Annotated in this window: 16 protein-coding genes and 3 pseudogenes; 8 read left to right on the top strand and 11 right to left on the bottom strand. The window is 60.3% G+C overall.

Annotated elements, in window-relative coordinates:
- Window positions 1-7 precede the first annotated feature (7 nt).
- Window positions 8-217, bottom strand: a pseudogene (locus tag AC3IYG_RS08805) (transposase); the annotation flags it as partial.
- A gap of 354 nt (window positions 218-571) precedes the next feature.
- Here AC3IYG_RS08805 and AC3IYG_RS08800 point away from each other — a divergent pair.
- The 3 genes from AC3IYG_RS08800 to AC3IYG_RS08790 all read left to right on the top strand — a co-directional run bounded on the left by AC3IYG_RS08800 (window position 572) and on the right by AC3IYG_RS08790 (window position 2,537).
- Window positions 572-913: a hypothetical protein gene (locus AC3IYG_RS08800; protein WP_489313392.1), complete on the top strand. Its 342-nt coding sequence runs from the start codon at window positions 572-574 to the stop codon at window positions 911-913.
- A gap of 299 nt (window positions 914-1,212) precedes the next feature.
- Window positions 1,213-1,512 carry a hypothetical protein gene (locus AC3IYG_RS08795; protein ID WP_489313391.1) on the top strand — a complete coding sequence of 100 codons (300 nt, stop codon included), beginning with the start codon at window positions 1,213-1,215 and terminating at the stop codon, window positions 1,510-1,512.
- A 296-nt stretch (window positions 1,513-1,808) separates the two neighbouring features.
- Window positions 1,809-2,537: a transglutaminase-like cysteine peptidase gene (locus tag AC3IYG_RS08790; RefSeq protein ID WP_489313390.1), complete on the top strand. Its 729-nt coding sequence runs from the start codon at window positions 1,809-1,811 to the stop codon at window positions 2,535-2,537.
- On the opposite strand, the gene AC3IYG_RS08785 is transcribed toward AC3IYG_RS08790, so the two are convergent.
- Window positions 2,497-2,829 (bottom strand): AMP-binding enzyme, encoded by a 333-nt coding sequence (locus AC3IYG_RS08785; RefSeq protein WP_489313874.1) that lies wholly within the window; start codon window positions 2,827-2,829, stop codon window positions 2,497-2,499. The genes AC3IYG_RS08790 and AC3IYG_RS08785 overlap by 41 nt on opposite strands.
- On the opposite strand from AC3IYG_RS08785, the pseudogene AC3IYG_RS08780 reads away from it, so the two are divergent.
- A pseudogene (locus tag AC3IYG_RS08780) lies at window positions 2,740-3,546 on the top strand (site-specific integrase); the annotation flags it as partial. The gene AC3IYG_RS08785 and the pseudogene AC3IYG_RS08780 overlap by 90 nt on opposite strands.
- 220 nt (window positions 3,547-3,766) lie before the next feature.
- On the opposite strand, the gene AC3IYG_RS08775 reads toward AC3IYG_RS08780, so the two are convergent.
- Together AC3IYG_RS08775 and AC3IYG_RS08770 are read right to left on the bottom strand one after the other, a co-directional pair.
- Complete coding sequence (locus tag AC3IYG_RS08775; RefSeq protein ID WP_489313389.1) at window positions 3,767-4,378, bottom strand: nucleotidyltransferase family protein; 612 nt, start codon at window positions 4,376-4,378, stop codon at window positions 3,767-3,769.
- A 3-nt stretch (window positions 4,379-4,381) separates the two neighbouring features.
- Entirely contained in the window at window positions 4,382-5,350 is a 969-nt protein-coding gene (locus AC3IYG_RS08770) for a GTP 3',8-cyclase MoaA (RefSeq protein ID WP_489313388.1), read from the bottom strand.
- A gap of 225 nt (window positions 5,351-5,575) precedes the next feature.
- Between AC3IYG_RS08770 and AC3IYG_RS08765 the strand changes: the two genes are divergently transcribed.
- Window positions 5,576-6,484 carry an AraC family transcriptional regulator gene (locus AC3IYG_RS08765; protein WP_489313387.1) on the top strand — a complete coding sequence of 303 codons (909 nt, stop codon included), beginning with the start codon at window positions 5,576-5,578 and terminating at the stop codon, window positions 6,482-6,484.
- A 13-nt stretch (window positions 6,485-6,497) separates the two neighbouring features.
- Here AC3IYG_RS08765 and AC3IYG_RS08760 read toward each other — a convergent pair whose 3' ends face one another.
- From AC3IYG_RS08760 to AC3IYG_RS08735, 6 genes are all read right to left on the bottom strand, one after another.
- Window positions 6,498-7,478, bottom strand: a complete 981-nt coding sequence (locus AC3IYG_RS08760) for an XdhC family protein (protein WP_489313386.1) — start codon at window positions 7,476-7,478, stop codon at window positions 6,498-6,500.
- A 2-nt stretch (window positions 7,479-7,480) separates the two neighbouring features.
- Window positions 7,481-9,667, bottom strand: a complete 2,187-nt coding sequence (locus AC3IYG_RS08755; RefSeq protein WP_489313385.1) for a xanthine dehydrogenase family protein molybdopterin-binding subunit — start codon at window positions 9,665-9,667, stop codon at window positions 7,481-7,483.
- Between the two features lie 16 nt (window positions 9,668-9,683).
- Entirely contained in the window at window positions 9,684-10,142 is a 459-nt protein-coding gene (locus AC3IYG_RS08750) for a (2Fe-2S)-binding protein (RefSeq protein ID WP_489313384.1), read from the bottom strand.
- Between the two features lie 133 nt (window positions 10,143-10,275).
- The gene (locus AC3IYG_RS08745) at window positions 10,276-11,376 is read right to left on the bottom strand and encodes an NADH:flavin oxidoreductase/NADH oxidase (protein WP_489313383.1); all 1,101 of its coding nucleotides are present in this window, start codon (window positions 11,374-11,376) and stop codon (window positions 10,276-10,278) included.
- A gap of 180 nt (window positions 11,377-11,556) precedes the next feature.
- Window positions 11,557-11,949, bottom strand: coding sequence for a hypothetical protein (locus AC3IYG_RS08740; RefSeq protein ID WP_489313382.1), 393 nt, complete (start codon window positions 11,947-11,949; stop codon window positions 11,557-11,559).
- 36 nt (window positions 11,950-11,985) lie between these two features.
- Window positions 11,986-13,356, bottom strand: coding sequence for a tetratricopeptide repeat protein (locus AC3IYG_RS08735; protein WP_489313381.1), 1,371 nt, complete (start codon window positions 13,354-13,356; stop codon window positions 11,986-11,988).
- A gap of 355 nt (window positions 13,357-13,711) precedes the next feature.
- Between AC3IYG_RS08735 and AC3IYG_RS08730 the strand changes: the two genes are divergently transcribed.
- The 3 genes and pseudogenes from AC3IYG_RS08730 to AC3IYG_RS08720 form a co-directional block, all read left to right on the top strand.
- Complete coding sequence (locus AC3IYG_RS08730; protein ID WP_489313380.1) at window positions 13,712-15,148, top strand: IS1182 family transposase; 1,437 nt, start codon at window positions 13,712-13,714, stop codon at window positions 15,146-15,148.
- Window positions 15,149-15,432: 284 nt separating this feature from the next.
- Window positions 15,433-15,738 (top strand): hypothetical protein, encoded by a 306-nt coding sequence (locus AC3IYG_RS08725; RefSeq protein WP_489313379.1) that lies wholly within the window; start codon window positions 15,433-15,435, stop codon window positions 15,736-15,738.
- Window positions 15,708-15,929, top strand: a pseudogene (locus AC3IYG_RS08720) (pyocin activator PrtN family protein); the annotation flags it as partial. The gene AC3IYG_RS08725 and the pseudogene AC3IYG_RS08720, both read left to right, overlap by 31 nt.
- On the opposite strand, the gene AC3IYG_RS08715 reads toward AC3IYG_RS08720, so the two are convergent.
- Window positions 15,926-17,038, bottom strand: coding sequence for a tyrosine-type recombinase/integrase (locus tag AC3IYG_RS08715; RefSeq protein ID WP_489313378.1), 1,113 nt, complete (start codon window positions 17,036-17,038; stop codon window positions 15,926-15,928). The pseudogene AC3IYG_RS08720 and the gene AC3IYG_RS08715 sit on opposite strands and share 4 nt — an antisense overlap.
- Window positions 17,039-17,121 lie beyond the last annotated feature (83 nt).

Raw genomic sequence — 17,121 nt, 5'->3', positions numbered from 1 at the left:
TCCCCTAGCCAAACCAGTTCTGCATCAGATGCACACGCAGCATCGCCATCAACGGATAGGCCGGACGGCCACCTTCGCCCTTCGGGTAATGTGGCTCGATCAGGGCAATAAATCCTTTCCACGGCACCACCTGATCCATCTCGATCAGGAACAGTTCCTTGCGGGCCTGCTTGCGTTTGCCGGTGTACTCGGCGTCGGCGAAAGTCATCTGTTCCATCGGAAAACGCGGGCAACGGGGTCGGTGTATTTCACCAGATTCGGGAAGTCTTCTTCAGGGTTTCCTTAAACCAGAGCGCACTAATATTTAATTGAGTTTGTTTCTAAAGTGTTTCCCTGAAACCAGACAGAAACATCTCACTTACACGCACTTACAAAGCGCAATAGAATCCGTAGCATGTTCTAAAATCGGGCATAACTATAGGAATAATTCATGCCAATCAGCCAGTTACGAACTACCACTTCGTCTTGAAGTTCGCCATCTGTCAGTCACTTGAAGATAGTGCTGGAAGTGTTTTTCCTCTTCCTTATTATCTGACATCGGGGGTTATCCGGGGGATTACGAGGAAATCACATGAAATCCGCAATTACCACCACTGCCTTATCTAGCCTGCTGTTTTCTTTTGTCGCACTGACTTCATTGCCGGCATCCAGCGCATCCCTTCAATCGGCAAGCCAGCAGCCGACTCTGATGCTGGCGGAAGGAGGCGGTGATCGCCTCATCCAGTATCAGGTGTGGCAAGCGCAACGCGAGCAGACCACCAATGACGAAAGCGAGCGTTTCGCCCAGATGGTCGAAGAGCAACCGACCGCAGCCGGCGTGAAGGTCGCCCAGGAAGAAACAGAGTCGATCGCCAAGCCGGCAACCCGCTATCAATCAAGGATCCACCAGCAGAGAGTGGAATACGGACATTGACCTGACCTTGTCCGTCCCTCCGGGTGCGCCCCGCACCGCACCCGGAGGGCAGCAGCACAGACCATCGCGAATGAATTCGCTCCCACAGAAATACTCCCCCGCCCGCCCTGCGCTCCAGCGCCCATCAGCACCGGAAACGGGCAGAAAGTTCGGAAATTCTCATGCCATTCATAGGCATTGCAGATGCCCGTCGGTCCTGATTCCTGCCATTTTTCAGGCTTCTCCCCAGGCCTGTAACAATGCTCCACCATGGCTCATCCAATTTCAGGGGGGAAAGCGGGGAACAAGAGGACGAGACCATGAAAGCGACATTCAGCACGGCTGCACTCAGCGGCCTGTTTCTGGCCCTTGTCGTGACACCGGGACCGGCCACGGCCCTTGCCGAGAATGGAAGCGATCGCCTGGATGAGTATCGGATGCGCAATCAGCAACCGATCCAGATGAGAGAGGACTCCAGCCAGAGCATCGTGAGGATGCTCGAGGAAGAACCGAGCGCGGCGGGTCGGCAGTACGAAGAGGACAGCATGCAACCCACCCGGCATCAGACTCCACAGTACAAATCGCTGATCCATCAGCAACGGGTTGAATTCGGGTACTGACCAGGGATAGTCGCTCGTCGGGCACGCCTGGACCTGCGCGTACCCGGCGAGCAGCAGAACCACGCTTTCCGACAATCGGTCCAGACCGACGAAGCCCATTTCAGGACCTTTCCTCCGCCATTTACACACCCCTGCCCTACCGTGCGTCTCCTGCCACTTGCGGGGGCATGGGCACTGATTCTAGTGTGCCGACATCCACAAACTGGCGGACAGTCGTCTCTTTGCCAGTTATTCGCTCAACGGATTGATCCATCGCTCGAACCCGGCCCCGGCCGCTTTCCTGGAGAGTCAACCCGTTGCAGAAAGCTGCTTCCCGCCGTTTCGTCTCGTCCCTGTTCTGGCAATTGCTGGCCGTCACCGTCTTCAGCGGCAGCATGCTGCTGGGCGCCGGCGACGCCAAGGCCGCCTGGAGCCTCGACCCAGTGCTGCGCAAGGCGGACAAGCGCTATGGTCGCAGCAGCCCGGCCCGTGAACGCTTGCAGGCCTGGAACGACCTTCTGCAAGGCAGCCGCCAGAAGCCCGAGCTGGAGCAACTGCAGGCGGTCAATCGCGCAATCAACCATCAGGTGCGCTTCAGCGACGACAGCGAACTCTGGCAGCGTCGCGACTACTGGGCCACGCCCGTGGAAACCCTGGCCAAGGGCGCCGGGGACTGCGAGGACTTCGCCCTGGCCAAGTACTTCACCCTGCTGCAGCTCGGCATCCCCCAGGAGAAGCTGCGCATCACCTACGCCACGGCCCTGGAGCTGAAGCAGGCGCACATGGTGGTGACCTACTACGAAACCCCGGACGCCGACCCCCTGGTGCTGGACAATCTGGTGGACACCATCCTCCCCTCCGCCCGGCGCAAGGACCTCGCCCTGCGCTATGCCTTCGACGCCCGTGGGCTCTATTCGATGAAGGGCGGCGCGCTGAAGCGTGTCGGCGAGGCCGGCGAGTTGCCCTCCTGGCAGGGCCTGCTCGAACGCATGCGCCGCGAGGGTTTCAGCCTGGCGCAACTGGAAGTGGCGCCAGGCGGCGCCTGATCACAGTGCGCGACTCACCCTTGAGCACCTTTCCGACGGCGTTGAGTGGCAGGGTCGCGACGATCTCCATGCTGCGCGGCACCTTGTAGTTGGCCATCCGCTCACGGCTCCAGGCGATCAGCTCGTCAGCCACCAGGCTGGCGCCAGGCCGCGGTATCACGTAGGCCCGGCCTATTTCCCCCAGACGCTCATCGGCAACACCGACCACAGCGGCCTGGGCGACCGCCGGCTGCTCCCTGAGCAGACGCTCGACCTTCGCCGGGTAGCAGTTGAAACCGCCGACGATGAACATGTCCTTGAGCCGGTCGGTGATCCGCAGGTATTCGCCCGATTGGAGCGCGACTACGACGCCCTCCCCGCTGGCCATAAATACTCTGGCATCAGGCCCGCCAATCCTCGCGTTCAGTGCGCAGTGTGGATATGCCTGAGCACTCTCTGTCGTATCGGCGAACTGCTCAAGGCCCAATGGCGCTATGTGGACCTGGATAAAGGCACCTGGTTCATCCCTGCAGAAGCCAACAAGGGACACAACGGCAAACGCCAAGATCTCCATGTCTTTCTGTCAGCGTTTGCACTGGAACAATTCAAGTCCCTGCAAAAAAGAAACCGGACATACCCCCTTCCGCTTCCCCAGCAAGGACGAGGAAAACCACGTCGACACCAAGACAGTCAGCAAGCTGATCGGTGACCGACAGTGCCGCTTCAAGAACCGCAGCAAGCCTCTGGCAGGCGCCACCATATCGACTCGCTGGTGCTCAGCAAGGGCACCAAGGGCGAGTGGACACCACACGATCTGCGCCGCACTGGGGCCACGATGATGCAAGAGCTCGGTGTCACCCTGGAGATCATCGACCGCTGTCAAAATCACCTACTGGGTAGTTCAAAGGTACGCCGGCACTACCTGCACCACGATTATGCCAAAGAGAAAGCCGAGGCCTGGCAGTTACTGGGTGAGTGCATCGAGGTCATCCCGACTGCCAGTAACGTTGCAGCTACGTCGAGAGACTAGAACGTGACTGACGTCCAGGCACTGCTCGCCTTTGCGAGCCCAATGACACACTGCGTCAGCCGATACTCTTGGCTGTAAGTGCATCAATGCTAATGCATAGCGCTGTGACATTTTGATACGTGGCTATCCCCCCAGAACATCAAGCGCATGAGCCCGATGAGCCCAGGATTTCACAAGCGTATCAAGCAGCTGCCGGCCAAAAGCGGCCACTCGGATGGGTCTACAAAACCAGGGGCGATACACCTATACACTGCGGTGTATCGATATCTCGCAGAATTCCAGGGTCATTTAATTCTATGCGCCGAACTACCTGCGGACGCTCTTGTAACAGCGCTTTAGCACCACTCTCGCCAGTCAGCTGCTGCAACTCTGGCCAGAACTTGCACCCGAAGATCACGGGGTGCCCAGGCTGACCCCGGAATGTCGGCACAACGATATGCTCAGGCGACGCCAGCGCGAGCAAATAACCCAGGCTGTCCACATTAATCCACGGCATATCGCCAAGAAAGACTGCCACTGCATCTGCCCACGCATGCCGCTTAATCGCCTGTATGCCACTTGCCAGACTATGCCCCATGCCGTGAGCGGCCGACTCGCTGCGCACGATGCGCACGCACGTGGGCACAGCCAATGCCTCGGCGTCGTCTTCGGGGCGCAAGACCACCCAGACGCTCTCCAACTGCGCGCAGGGCAAGGTCAGGCTTGCGCTCAGTAACGTCTGGCCACTTTTCAACCGGGCCCGGCGCTTGTCGGCCCCGAAGCGGCGCGAAAAGCCTGCCGCGAGCACCAGCCCGATAACCGATTGGCTCTTGGCTAGCTCTTTTCCAGGCACCGCTCAGCCTCCAATTATCTTCATGACCATGACGTCGCCCGAGAAGCTCTGTAGCTGCTTGTCTGCCAGCGCCTTTCTCGATAATTCGCGGATACGCGCCAGGGCCATGTCGCGGGGCAGTTCGAGCAGATCGCCCAGGTAGTGGCTATGGCTGGATGACAGGCAGCCATGCAGCCAGCCCGTGGCGCTCAGGCGCACGCGGCTGCAGGTGCTGCAGAACGGCGCACTCTCGTTGGCGATAATCCCGAAGCAGCCGCGCCCGGCAATCTCGAAACGTTGCGCGGTCGCGTCCGACGTACCCGGGGCCGCGCGGAAGGCGTAGCGCTCGGCAATCGCCGCAAGGATTTCGGACATGCCGTAGAACTGCCGGCGAAATTCACCAGTGTCGCGGGCCAGATGGCCCATGCGCATCAGCTCGATGAAGCGCAGCTCCATGCCCCGCGCCAGGCAGTAGTCGAGCAGCGGCAGGAGCTGATCCTGGTTGTGCTCGCGCAGGGGCACCATATTGATCTTCACCTGCAAGCCGGCCGCAAGGGCCAGCTCGATACCGCCCAGCACCTCGGCCAGGTCACCGCCACGGGCAATGCGCCGAAACGCCTGGGCATCCAGGGTATCGAGGGAGATGTTGATGCGTTTGACGCCCGCCTCCAGTAGCACGGGCAGTTTGCGCGCCAGCAGTTGACCATTGCTGGTCAGCGACAGGTCCTCGAACCCCAGCCGCCCCACTGCCGCCATAAAACCATCGAACAGCGGACTGATCAGTGGCTCGCCACCAGTGATGCGCAAGGTGCGCAGGTCGTTGACGGTCTTCAGGTACTCCACCGCCAGCAGCAACTTTTCCAGCGGCAATCCGTTGCTTTGTGCATGCAGACGTTTACCGTCGGCCACACAGTAGATGCACGCATAGTTGCAGGCACTGGTGAGGCTGACGCGCAGATTCTGCAAGCGCCGGCCCAACTGATCGACTATCACGGTGATTCTATGCTCCGGCCCGGACGCGCCTGGTTTGCAAAGGCCACTCTCGACCTCAAGGCCCTGGGTGGATACGACGCAAAGTATGCAGTAGAGCCCCTCCGACCGATTGCCTGATTCGCGCCATTGATTGCCTGAACCAACAGAATCCGGCGAAATTTTCCAGCACATCCAGGGGCAGTAGTATCGTGCTGTGCAACCCGGTTACGCAGTGAGATTGACTGAATGAAAGACCACGATAGCGCGCCAGTCCTGCGCTCTGACGGGCTGGCTGCGGCGGTGGCTGAACTTGCCCAAAGTGACGGCGACCACCAGACGCAGATCCCCGGACTCAACCTGTACCGCAGAAGTTTCGTCACCGACCCCCTGCCCTGCATTTACGGCCTGGGACTGGGGCTGACGGTGCAAGGCAGCAAACGGGTCATGCTGAGGGATGAAATCTTCCACTTTGCCCCGGGGCATTCGCTGCTGACGACCGTCGACTTGCCAGTGACCTCCCACGTATCCAAGGCGAGCGCCGCCGAGCCGTTTCTCGGCATGGCACTGGCGCTCGACGCGCAAGCCATTCTCGAAGCGGCGCAAGAGATGGGCCTGCCACAGCCACCCAGGCAGTTTGCCTACCGTCCCATTTCATTGGAGCCAATCGATTGCGCCTTGGCCGATGCCTTGACTCGGCTGCTGCGACTGGCCTCGGAACCGGGCCTGATCGCGACGTTGGCACCGCTGATCCGTCGGGAAATCACCATTCGTTTACTCGCCGGCCCGCATGGCCTGCACCTCAGGCACCTCGTCGCGGCCGGCTCGCCAAGCCAGCAGATTGCCAAGGCCATGACCTGGCTCAAGCTCAACTTTCACCGAACGCTGTCCATGGACGAGCTGGCCGCTGGCGCACATATGAGTCCCTCGACGTTTCGCCAGCATTTCCGCGATATCGCGGGCATGAGCCCACTGCAGTACCAAAAGCAGCTTCGTCTCCAAGCGGCGCGACAATTGATGCTCAACGAGAAGCTCGAGGCGAGCGTTGCCGGGATTCGGGTGGGCTATGAGAGCGTGTCGCAGTTCAGCCGCGAGTACAGCCGGCTATTCGGCGACCCGCCACAGCGGGATATCCGGCGTCTGCGCATGAGCCTGTAAAGCCCCCACGCAGTCAGAGGGTATCGCGCGACCGGCCTCGATGGACGCGTACGATATCGGCCATCACCGCCAGGGCGATCTCGGCGGGGGTCTTGCTGCCCAGGGCCAGGCCGATCGGCATATGCAGGCGGGCGATCTCATCCTCGCTCAAACCACCGGAGCGGCGCAGGCGCTCGGCGCGCACCCTGGACGTTTGCCTGGAACCCATGACGCCGATGTAAAAGGCCGGTGTACGCACGGCTTCGATCATGGCCAGATCGTCGATCCGCGGATCATGGGTCAACGCCACGACGGCGGTGGCCGCGTGACAACCACCGGCGGCGATAAACAACGAAGGCAGCACCGGCTGCACCTCAATACCGGCCACGTTGAAGCCGCCATGGGCCTCCTCGCGCGGGTCGCAGACGATCACCTCGAAGCCCAGGGTCCGAGCGAACTCCGCGCAAGCGACCGAGACTGGCGAAATACCGGCAATGACCAGGCGAGCCGCTGGCCCCACGCGGATTTGCACCGAGTCCCGCTCGGTCTGCTCGACCACGCGCGGTCCCAAGCCATCGTCTTCGAGGAAATGCGCTTCACCGCTTTGCAGATCGACACAGCGAATCAAATGGCGCTGCCCAAGCAGGGTGGAACGCAGGATCTCGAGTTGGGTCAACGTCGCCGTATTGGCCGGCAAGCGCTCGATCAGCACCTTCAGAATGCCGCCGCAGGGCAGTGAAATCCTCGCGCCCTGGGGACCCTCGGGATCGCCATAACGCAGGGTCGTCACGCCGCGTTCGAACTCGCCACCCTGGAGGCGTTCAAGGAAGTCCTCTTCGACGCAACCGCCCGACAGCGAGCCGACATGCCGACCGTCACCCCGCGCCGCCAGCAAGGAGCCGGGCTCGCGGGGCGACGAACCAAAGGTGGCGAGCACCGTACACAGCCAGACCGTCTCGCCCGTGCGCGCCCAGGCCAGTGCCTGCTCGATAACCTGTACATCCAGATGCTGCATGATCAACCGGCCAACTGGTTACCAATGGGCAGGCGTCGGATACGCTTGCTGGTGGCCGCTGCCAGGGCGTTCACCACTGCCGGCGCGAGCGGCGGCACGGGCGGCTCGCCAATCCCGGTCGGGGCCGTCGCCGAGGGCAGGATATGCACCTCGACCCTGGGCATGTCGGCGATGCGCAGCGGCACGTAGTTATGGAAGTTGGATTGATCGACCTTGCCGTCGGTAAAGGTGATGGCCTCGCTCATCGCTGCGGACAGCGCAAAGCCCACGGAGCCCTCGACCTGGGCCCGGATCACGTCGGGGTTGACCGCGATACCGCAATCCACCGCGCACACCACACGATCCACCCGGAAGCGGCCATCGCCCTGCACCGTGACCTCGGCCACCTGGGCGACAAAAGAACCAAAGGCCTCATGCACCGCCACGCCGCGCCCGCGACGCTCCCCTTCCTTGCCCTGCGCCAGTGGCGCGTCCCAATCGGCCTTCTGCGCCACGAGCTTGAGCACCCCGGCATGACGCGGGTGCCCCTGCAACATGGCCAGGCGCCAAGCCACGGGATCCTGGCCAGCCGCCTGGGCCAGCTCGTCGATAAAGCACTCGGTCGAGAACGCGGTATGGGTGGAGCCCACCGCCCGCCACCATTGCACCGGCACCCCGATGTCGCTGGGGGTATGCAAATCCACCAGCATATTGGGAATGGCATAGGGCAGATTGGCGGCGCCCTCCACCGAGGTTGGGTCGATGCCGTCCTTGATCGCACCGGCGAAAGGCGAGCCGGCAACCACCGATTGCCCCACCAGCCGATGCTGCCAGGCGACCAGCTTGCCCTGCGCATCCAGGCCGGCGCGCAGCCGGTGATGGAACATGGGGCGGTAGTTGCCAGCCTGCATGTCGTCCTCGCGCAGCCACACCAATTTCACCGGAGCACGGCCACCGATGGCCTTGACGATCTGCGCGGTCTCGAGAATGTAGTCGGCATCCTTGCTCGCCCGACGACCGAAGCTGCCGCCGGCATACAGCGTATGGATGTGCACTTGCTCGGGCTTGAGGCCGAACAGCTCGGCCAGCACCGCCTGGTTGTAGGTTTGCATCTGCGCGCCGAACCACGCCTCACAACGGCCCTCCGCCAGCCTGATCACGCAATTCATCGGCTCCATGGCCGCGTGGGCGAGGTAGGGGAAGTCGTACTCGGCCTCGAGCACCTGCTTGGCTTGCGCCAGCGCGCTATCCGCATTGCCCTCCTGGCGTGCAATAGCACCCTGTGACTCGGCCAGCTTCTTGAATTGCTCGACTACCTGGGCAGAACTCAACTTGAACGCGGCGCTTTCATCCCACTGGATACTCAGGGCATCGCGCCCGCGCTTGGCACTCCAGGTGTCCCGAGCGAGCACGGCGACGCCACTGGGGATCCGCACCACCTCAACCACGCCTTGGACTTTCAGGGCGTCCTTCGCGTCGAAGGACGCCACCACCGCGCCAAAGCGCGGCGGGTGGGCGACAACGGCGGTGAGCATATCGGGCAGGTGGATGTCCTGGGTGTACTGCGCCGTGCCGTTGACCTTGGCGGCCGAGTCCTTGCGTGGCAGCGGTTGGCCAATCAGCTTGAAATCCTTGGGGTCCTTGAGCGTGACCTGCTCGGGCACCGACTGTTCGGCGGCGGCATTGGCCAGCTCGCCGAAGCTCGCTTGCTTGCCGGAGGCCACGTGCTTGAGCACGCCGTCGGTCACCACGATCTCTTGTGGCGGGACTCGCCACCGCTGGGCTGCCGCGGCCACCAGCATGGCGCGGGCCGCGGCCCCGGCGTTACGCAATTGCTCCCAGGAGTTGGCGATGGCGCTGCTGCCACCGGTGCCCTGCGAGCCCCACTGCAAGTTGCTGTAGCGGCTGGCATCGGCGGGCGCACTTTCGACGCGCACCTGCGCCCAGGCCGCATCCAGCTCTTCGGCGATGATGGTCGCCAGGCCGGTGTAGCTGCCCTGCCCCATTTCCAGGTGCTTGGCAAACACGGTGACGCTGTTGTCCTCGCCGATACGCAGGAAGGCATTAGGCTCGAAGCTCGTGGCCTGCGCCTGGCCGGCAGCGGCGCTGCTCTTGGTCATGCCCCAGGGGAAATACACGGCCAGGGTAAGGCCTGCCGCTGTACCTTGCAGGAAGCGGCGGCGGCTTTGATTCTCGATAGAACGACTCATGGGTATCCCCTTGGCTTCAGGCCAGCGACTTGACTGCTTCGTGGATGGCCGCGCGAATGCGCACATAGGTGGCGCAACGGCACACGTTGCCCGCCATCGCCTGATCGATATCGGCGTCCGTGGGCGCGCGATTGCCTTCCAACAGGGCCACGGCGCTCATGATCTGGCCGGACTGGCAGTAGCCGCACTGCACCACATCGAGCTGCTGCCAGGCCTGCTGCACCGCTTTGCCTGTGCTGCCTTGCCCGACGCCTTCGATGGTCTGGATCTTCGCGCCGACCGCAGCGGACACCGGCGTCACGCACGAGCGTACCGCCTGCCCACCCATATGCACGGTGCAGGCGCCGCACATCGCCATGCCGCAACCAAACTTGGTCCCGGTGAGCTGCAACGTGTCGCGCAGCACCCACAGCAACGGCGTATCGGGGGCAACGTCGACACGCATCTCTTGGTCATTGATGTTCAGCGTGATCATGCAATCCTCCGGCGTAAAAGTTGTGCGGCTCGGTCAATGGGGCATTGCCGTTGGTACGTCCGACGGCAATTGGCAGATCGGGCGTAAGCCCGCTCGGGCTCGGGCCGGCTATCGACTGACCGACCGTCGCGTTTCAGATGTCAACCTGCCAGTTCTGTAGCCAGAACGCATACGGCGTGGGCAGAACCGCTTCAGGCTGCTCAACGCCCAGTTCTCGGGCCGCCTGAAACGGCCAATGCGGATTGGCCAGCAGCGTGCGCGCGAACATAACCAGGTCCAGCTTGCCCTCGCGCACAAAGGCGTCCGCCTCTTTGGCGCGGGTGATCATCCAACTGGTCGCCACCGGCAAACCGGTGTCTTTGCGGATGCGCTCGGCGTACGGAACCATAAAGTTCGGCCCCCATGGCACCTGCTCGTCAGGCGTGGACAGGGCAATACCGACATCGACCAGATCCACCCCGGCGTCCTTCAGCCAGCGCAACACCTGGGTCGCTTCGGCCAACGACGTCTCGGCACCCGCATCGAACTCCACCACACCCAAGCGCAGGGTCAGCGGCAGAGAAGCCGGCCAGACCTGCCTGACGGCCGCGACGGTTTCCATGAGAAAGCGCGCACGGTTATCCAGCGAACCGCCGTACTGATCGGTGCGGCTATTGGCATGCCTGGACAGGAAGTTCTGCCCCAGGAAGCCGTGGGCGAAGTGCAGTTCCAGCCATTCGAAGCCGGCCTCCAGGGCTCTGGCGGCGGCATCGGCGAAGTCTTGCTGGGTGCGCCGGATGTCTTCGGGAGCCATCTCGCGGGGCATGTGCGGGGCGCTGGGCATGAACGGTAGCGCGCTCGGTGCCTGCGGTTGCCAGGCCTGCGGGTCGCTCGCCGGCAACGGCGCGCCACCTTGCCACGGCGGGGTGCAGCCGGCCTTGCGGCCGGCATGGCCAAGTTGAATACCCGGCACCGCCCCCGCCGCCTTGATGGCCTTCGCCACCGAGGCAAAGCCCGGCACCTGGGCGTCACTCCACAGGCCTGCGTCGCCGGGGGTGATCCGGCCCTGCGGAGAAACCGCCGTGGCCTCGACGATGACCAGACCCACACCGCCCCTGGCCAGAGCGGGATAGTGGGCCTGGTGCCACTCGTTGAGCAGCCCATCGTTGGCCATGTACTGACACATCGGCGAAGCCACGATGCGGTTACGCAGCGTGATGCTCTTCAGGGTAAACGGCGTAAACAGGGAGGCCATCAGGCAGTCCATCAGCAAAGATTGTCGTGGCCAAAGTATGGCGCTGGAGCCTCTCCAATCGTTTGCCTGATACGCCTGCTTGATTGCCCGATCCAACGAATTTTTTAGAAACAATACGAGCATTTCGCTGCTGAAGTTGCCCGAAGTGACGACGCCGAACACAGATGTCGTCCAGCCTGTCTACATCCTTGCGCCGCGCCCTGCTAGCCGCGCGGCTGTTGACGAATCGGCAAGTCGCGAATGCGCTTCACCCGTGGTGTTGAAGATGGTGTCGCATAGCACCGGGGCTATGGGCGGCAAGCCCGGCTCGTCGAGCCCGTCGATCAGATCATCGACCGATGCTCCGATCAGTTGTACTGAATCGCCCCCAGATTTAGCAGACCCATTCTGGGTGACTGCTATGGGTTGTGGATTCAACCGGTCGATGCAACACGCTAAACCCTGTGTAAACAGGAGGAGTGTTGCATCGACCGGTTGAATCCACAGCCAAAAGCGGACGATCAACGAATCGGAAAGCCCCCCTCGCCACATGTGCGAAGTCATGGGCGTGATGGAGCGCAGCGACACCATCATCACAACTACTGGATATTCGACATTCGGACTGCCTTCTTATCCCGCATGCGACGATTGTAATTTGCCAACTCGCCGTTCCCACGCGCGATTGATCGGGCTCTCTGGTTTCAAGGCAAGGCGTTCGGAAATGAATGCCTCGGCCAGTGCGCGATTGCCAAGCCGAATAGCCGCTTCGGTCAGTGTCCATGAAAAAATATCACGCTGCGCGTGACTGCCACCGAAGCGGTTAGCCTTAGTACGTAGCGACAACAGCAACTCTATAGCTTGGACATAATCGCCACGGCCAAAGGCTACAAGTCCTTCGCATGCCGGTATACCGATCTCTCGACTCATCATGGCGTTGGTTCCGCCACTCGCCGCCGCCCGCTTTAGGGAATCAAGCTGCCGACCTTGTGCACGACTGTTTCCCGAGCCCACGAATGCCAGCATCGCATTAACATCGTTAAAGGCATAATAGCCATCGTCGCAGCGAGCCTCCCATTTTTCAGCTAAATCACTCCAACGCTCTCCAACGTCATGACCGAGTAACGAAAGTCGCCAGAGCAACGCCGATCCATCGAGTAGCTCAAGCGCTTGAGCAAAGCCTCCAGCGGAAATGTCCTCGTCAAATATGCGTAGCACGCCAGGCACGTCATTGGCTTCAAGGTGAAACAAGGCGTTATGCCACCAGAGATGGAAGGCGAACATGCTGTTGGGAGCCCAGCCATTGGCGCTGGTCGCGAGGTAATTTGCTCCTTCTTCACTCCGCCCCTGCATTTCCATTACATGGGTGACAGCGTGCACTGCCCAGCCGTCCTGTTGGTTCAAGGCAACAGCCTCCCGCCCCTGATCTTCGGCCTGCTGATAATCGCCAGTTTCTTCCAGACCAAATGCATGCATGCCTTTGACAAAGCCAAAGCCTGGAACATTGTGATTCCAGTGCGGTAACACCCGCGCCACGCGATCACGCAGCATGTGCGAGTAACCTAAATAGAAGTCGCCCAAATGGGCATATTGCAGTGCTAACAGATCGCGCGGGTACTCGATTGACACGCGCCCCCATATTTCGACCGCACGCTCCCAATCACCATCAAGCCAAGCACGCACCGCGCGAATATGCTGCCGTTCGCGATCATTAGCTTTCGGTGCCAGCATCTCGGCTGCCACCAGACTCTTGATCAATTCCGGCTCGAATGCTTTGTCGGTCGCGGTCGCTATCACGCCAGCGCGAAAGGCGTGCGCCAACGCAAAGTCGGGGTGCTCTGCGATGATCCTGTCAGCCTCAGCCAGAGGGTCGGCCTGGTAGGCATGCAGCATGTCGCAGACTTTATCCAGAGCATCGACAGCCTGCTGCGAGCCATAGGAAATAGGATTGCCACGCTTGTCGCATTTGCTCACGGCTTCCTCCCAAATCACAAAAAAGTGCATGAATTATCGAGAACCGCTAGATCATTTTTGATTATCGCCCCTAAATGAACTCAACGATTCTTTGCTGACGAAACGCGTCATCCCTCCTCAATGGGGGCTCGTTCACTCACATTCGAGTAAGCGAGAAATTCACACGGTCTCAAGGAAACAGCTTTGAAACAGCCTGCCCAGGACGTTATGGCCGGTTGCTCTGGGTGCACCGTTCGGCAGGGAAAAAGGGGCGGACCTTTACGCCCCATACCTCCAGCTGTGGCCGGATTCCGCCTTTCGCTAGTGGCCGCTCCGGGTCCAGGCTGTGTGAAAACGCCTGCGATTGTCTAATCTTCTGATCGTCGAGATCGTGGCGGGGACGATCATGAAGCGATTCATTGAAGGTGAAGCTCGGACGCAAGTCACGTTGCTGCCGGAGTGTCTGGACGATTACGTAACCGAAGAAAATCCAGTGCGAGTGGTCGACGTTTTCGTCGATGAACTTGATCTGGGTGCACTTGGATTTGAGGGTGTCGATCCTGCTGCAACGGGGCGTCCGGCCTACCATCCAGCGATCTTGCTGAAGATCTATATCTACGGCTATCTCAATCGGATTCAGTCCAGCCGCCGGCTTGAACGTGAGGCCGAGCGCAACGTCGAGTTGATGTGGCTGACAGGGCGTTTGGCTCCTGACTTCAAAACCATCGCCGACTTTCGCAAGGACAACGGCAAAGCCATTCGCAGCGTATGCCGCCAGTTCGTAGTGCTTTGTCGCAACCTCAATCTCTTCTCTCAATCGATCATCGCCATTGATGGCAGCAAGTTCAAAGCCGTCAACAACCGTGACCGTAACTTCACCCAGGGCAAAGTGAAGGCGCGCATGCAACAGATCGAGCAGAGCATTGATCGATATCTGGCGGCGATGGATTCGGCGGATCGGGCAACGCCCGAAGTGGCCGAGGCCAAAGCAGAGCGGCTTAAAGAAAAGATAGAAACGCTGAAAAAGCAGATGCAGAAACTCAAGGAAATCGAGGCGCAGCTTCACGAAAGTCCAGACCAGCAAATCTCTCTCACCGATCCAGATGCACGCTCAATGGCCACGAGCGGCCGAGGCACCGGAACGGTTGGCTACAACGTACAAACAGCTGTCGACGACAAACACCATCTGATCATTGCCCATGAGGTGACCAACGTTGGTAATGATCGTGGGCAACTGAGCAATATGGCGAACCAGGCGCGTGAAGAAATCGGCGCTGAGTCGCTGACGGTGGTAGCCGACCGAGGCTATTACAAGGGTCTGGAAATCCTTGCCTGCGAGCAGGCTGGCATCGCCACCTTCGTACCGAAACCCCTGACATCAGGCAGCAAAGCCGAAGGCCGATTTGGTAAGCAGGACTTCATCTACGTTGCTGCATCGGACAAGTATCGATGCCCTGCGGGACAGTTACTGACCCGGCGGCATTCTTCGGTGGAAGACGGCATGCTACTGCACTGTTATTGGTTCTCGGGCTGCCAGTCCTGCGCAATGCAGAAGCAATGTACGACGGGTAAGGAGCGCCGCGTAAAGCGCTGGGAACATGAGGCTGTAGTCGACGCGATGCAGGTTCGGCTAGAACGTGATCCAACGATGATGAGGCGTCGCCGACAGACCGTTGAACATCCTTTTGGAACGCTCAAGTTCTGGATGGGAAGTACCCACTTCCTGACCAAAACCCTGCCGAGAGTGAGCACTGAGATGAGCCTTCATGTGCTCGCCTACAACCTCAAGCGAATGATGAGCATCTTCGGCATCGCAGGACTGCTTGAGGCGATCAGGGCTTGAATCCAGCCGCTTGCTCGCCCGTTAGTAACCGTTTGGGCCGCTGACGCGGCCCAAACGGCATTACGAACGTCTATGTAGCTGACTAAGGCAATTCGCGCTTCCGCCCGTTGATTTCACAGGCAACCTTCGCGACTTTCAGTTTTCGACGTATTCAGTGCGTTTTCACACAGCCTGGGTCGTTTTGAGCCGGTCGGGCGGCTCGCGGAAGTGGTCATCCCGTTTGCAAATGCGTGGTCAGATCGAATGCAAATGACTGGTCAGTGGCGATGTAAATCGGTGGTCAAGTGAGCCGCAATTTCGCAACCAACCTTCAGTTAGACCCCAATTGCACCCACCAACAAAAGCCCAAGAAGTCTGTGGATTTACCCCGAAAAACCAAGACCACCGGCGGCATTGTGTTGCCCGAAGAGGTGGCCGAGCGGCCCAACCGGAGCGTGGTGATTGCGGTGGGTTCCGGCCACGGCTGGGTACGGTCGAGACGCCTGCCCTGGAGGTCAGCGCTCCCTGATAAACAAGCGCCCGCGGGTCTTGCAGAGCATCACCAACAAGGAGATGCGCACGCTTCTGTGCTGACTATTTCAGCCACCTGACGCCAGAGAAAATGAAGCTTCAGGTCGCCGCTGGCCAGATCGACCTAACACTGGTGCCGATGGAGAACAGCCAGAAGTCAGCGCGAGGCGTTCACCTCTCTGACCTGGCGGCGTACCTCGATGCCCAGCACAGTAAGGCCAAGGCCGAGCACGACAAACTGATGGGCCGAGGCATACGCCGAGCGTCCTAACCAGAAACGGCCCCAATCACGGGGCCAGTTACGACCCTCTCCAACCATAGCCAATCCTTGTAAGGGTCACCATTCCCCCGCAGATGCGTATAGCGTCGCATCGAGTTCCAATCCCGGTGGCCCGACACGCTGGCCGCTTTCGGAATATCCCAACCCATTTCAAAAAGCCGACTCACGCCGTCATGGCGCAGGTCGTGAAAATGCAGATCGTCAATCTCCAGAAAATTGCAGGCGCGGGTAAACGACGCTGACACCGATCTGGCGTTATAGGGGAATACCTCGTCAGCAACCCGAGGCATTGACTGCAGGATGCGCCAAGCCTCATCGGGAACCAGACACCACACGTCATTGCCGTGTTTCTGGCCTGGATTCTTCATATCGGTGATCAGCACCCGCTGGCCTGGCTCATCCATAGCATCCCAGCGAATGCGCGTGATCTCCTCTTGCCGGCGCGTCGAGAACAGCGCGAACACGGTTACTCGCACCATATCGATCTGTTGCTTGCGGCGGTCGCGCATTTCGGAAAAGTAGGTCAGCAGCTTGTCCAGTTCATCCAGCGCTGGCCGGCGCGCCCTTTCCCTGCTCTTGGTCACGGCGCCCATCTTGCGCAGCACCCGGCGCGCGTCAGGCATCGCCATCGGATTAATGTCATAACCCCATGCCGGCCTTGCTACAGAGAACACTGCGCCAAGGTGAGCAAGGTCATTTCCGAGTGTTTGCGCCTGAATGCCATCCTCCTGCATCCGACGATTACCGTACTCAACCAACTGCTGGCTGGTGACCTGTGAGTCTTCAAGATCGCCCAACCATGTTTTGCTAATTGCCTTGAGCGTGGCGCGCTTGGTCTTGCCGAGCGGCCTGATCTTTTCGTATTCATCAAGGTAGCGCTCGATCATTTCCTTGACCGTCACGCCGTTACGATTTGCTTTAGCAATGGCACCGGGCTCAGCCAATTCCGTCTCGCGCCGCTTGATCCAAGCCTGCGCCGTGGCCTTGCGGTCGAAAGTCTGGCTTTCCTGATAAACTGTTGCGCCCTGCTGCATGATCCTGATTTGCGCGGTATACCGTGCAGACCCGTCCTTGCGCTTGCGGATAGTTATAGAGCCCATGATTTTGCTACAAGACTGATTTACGTTGCTACATTTTAGCAACACACTCTCAGAAACAAGCAAAAATAAGCGAAAACGGTAGC

Source organism: Pseudomonas sp. KH_027, assembly GCF_057838565.1.
The sequence above is the reverse complement of the archived record's forward strand: the minus strand, read 5'-3'. Positions and strand labels throughout refer to the sequence as shown.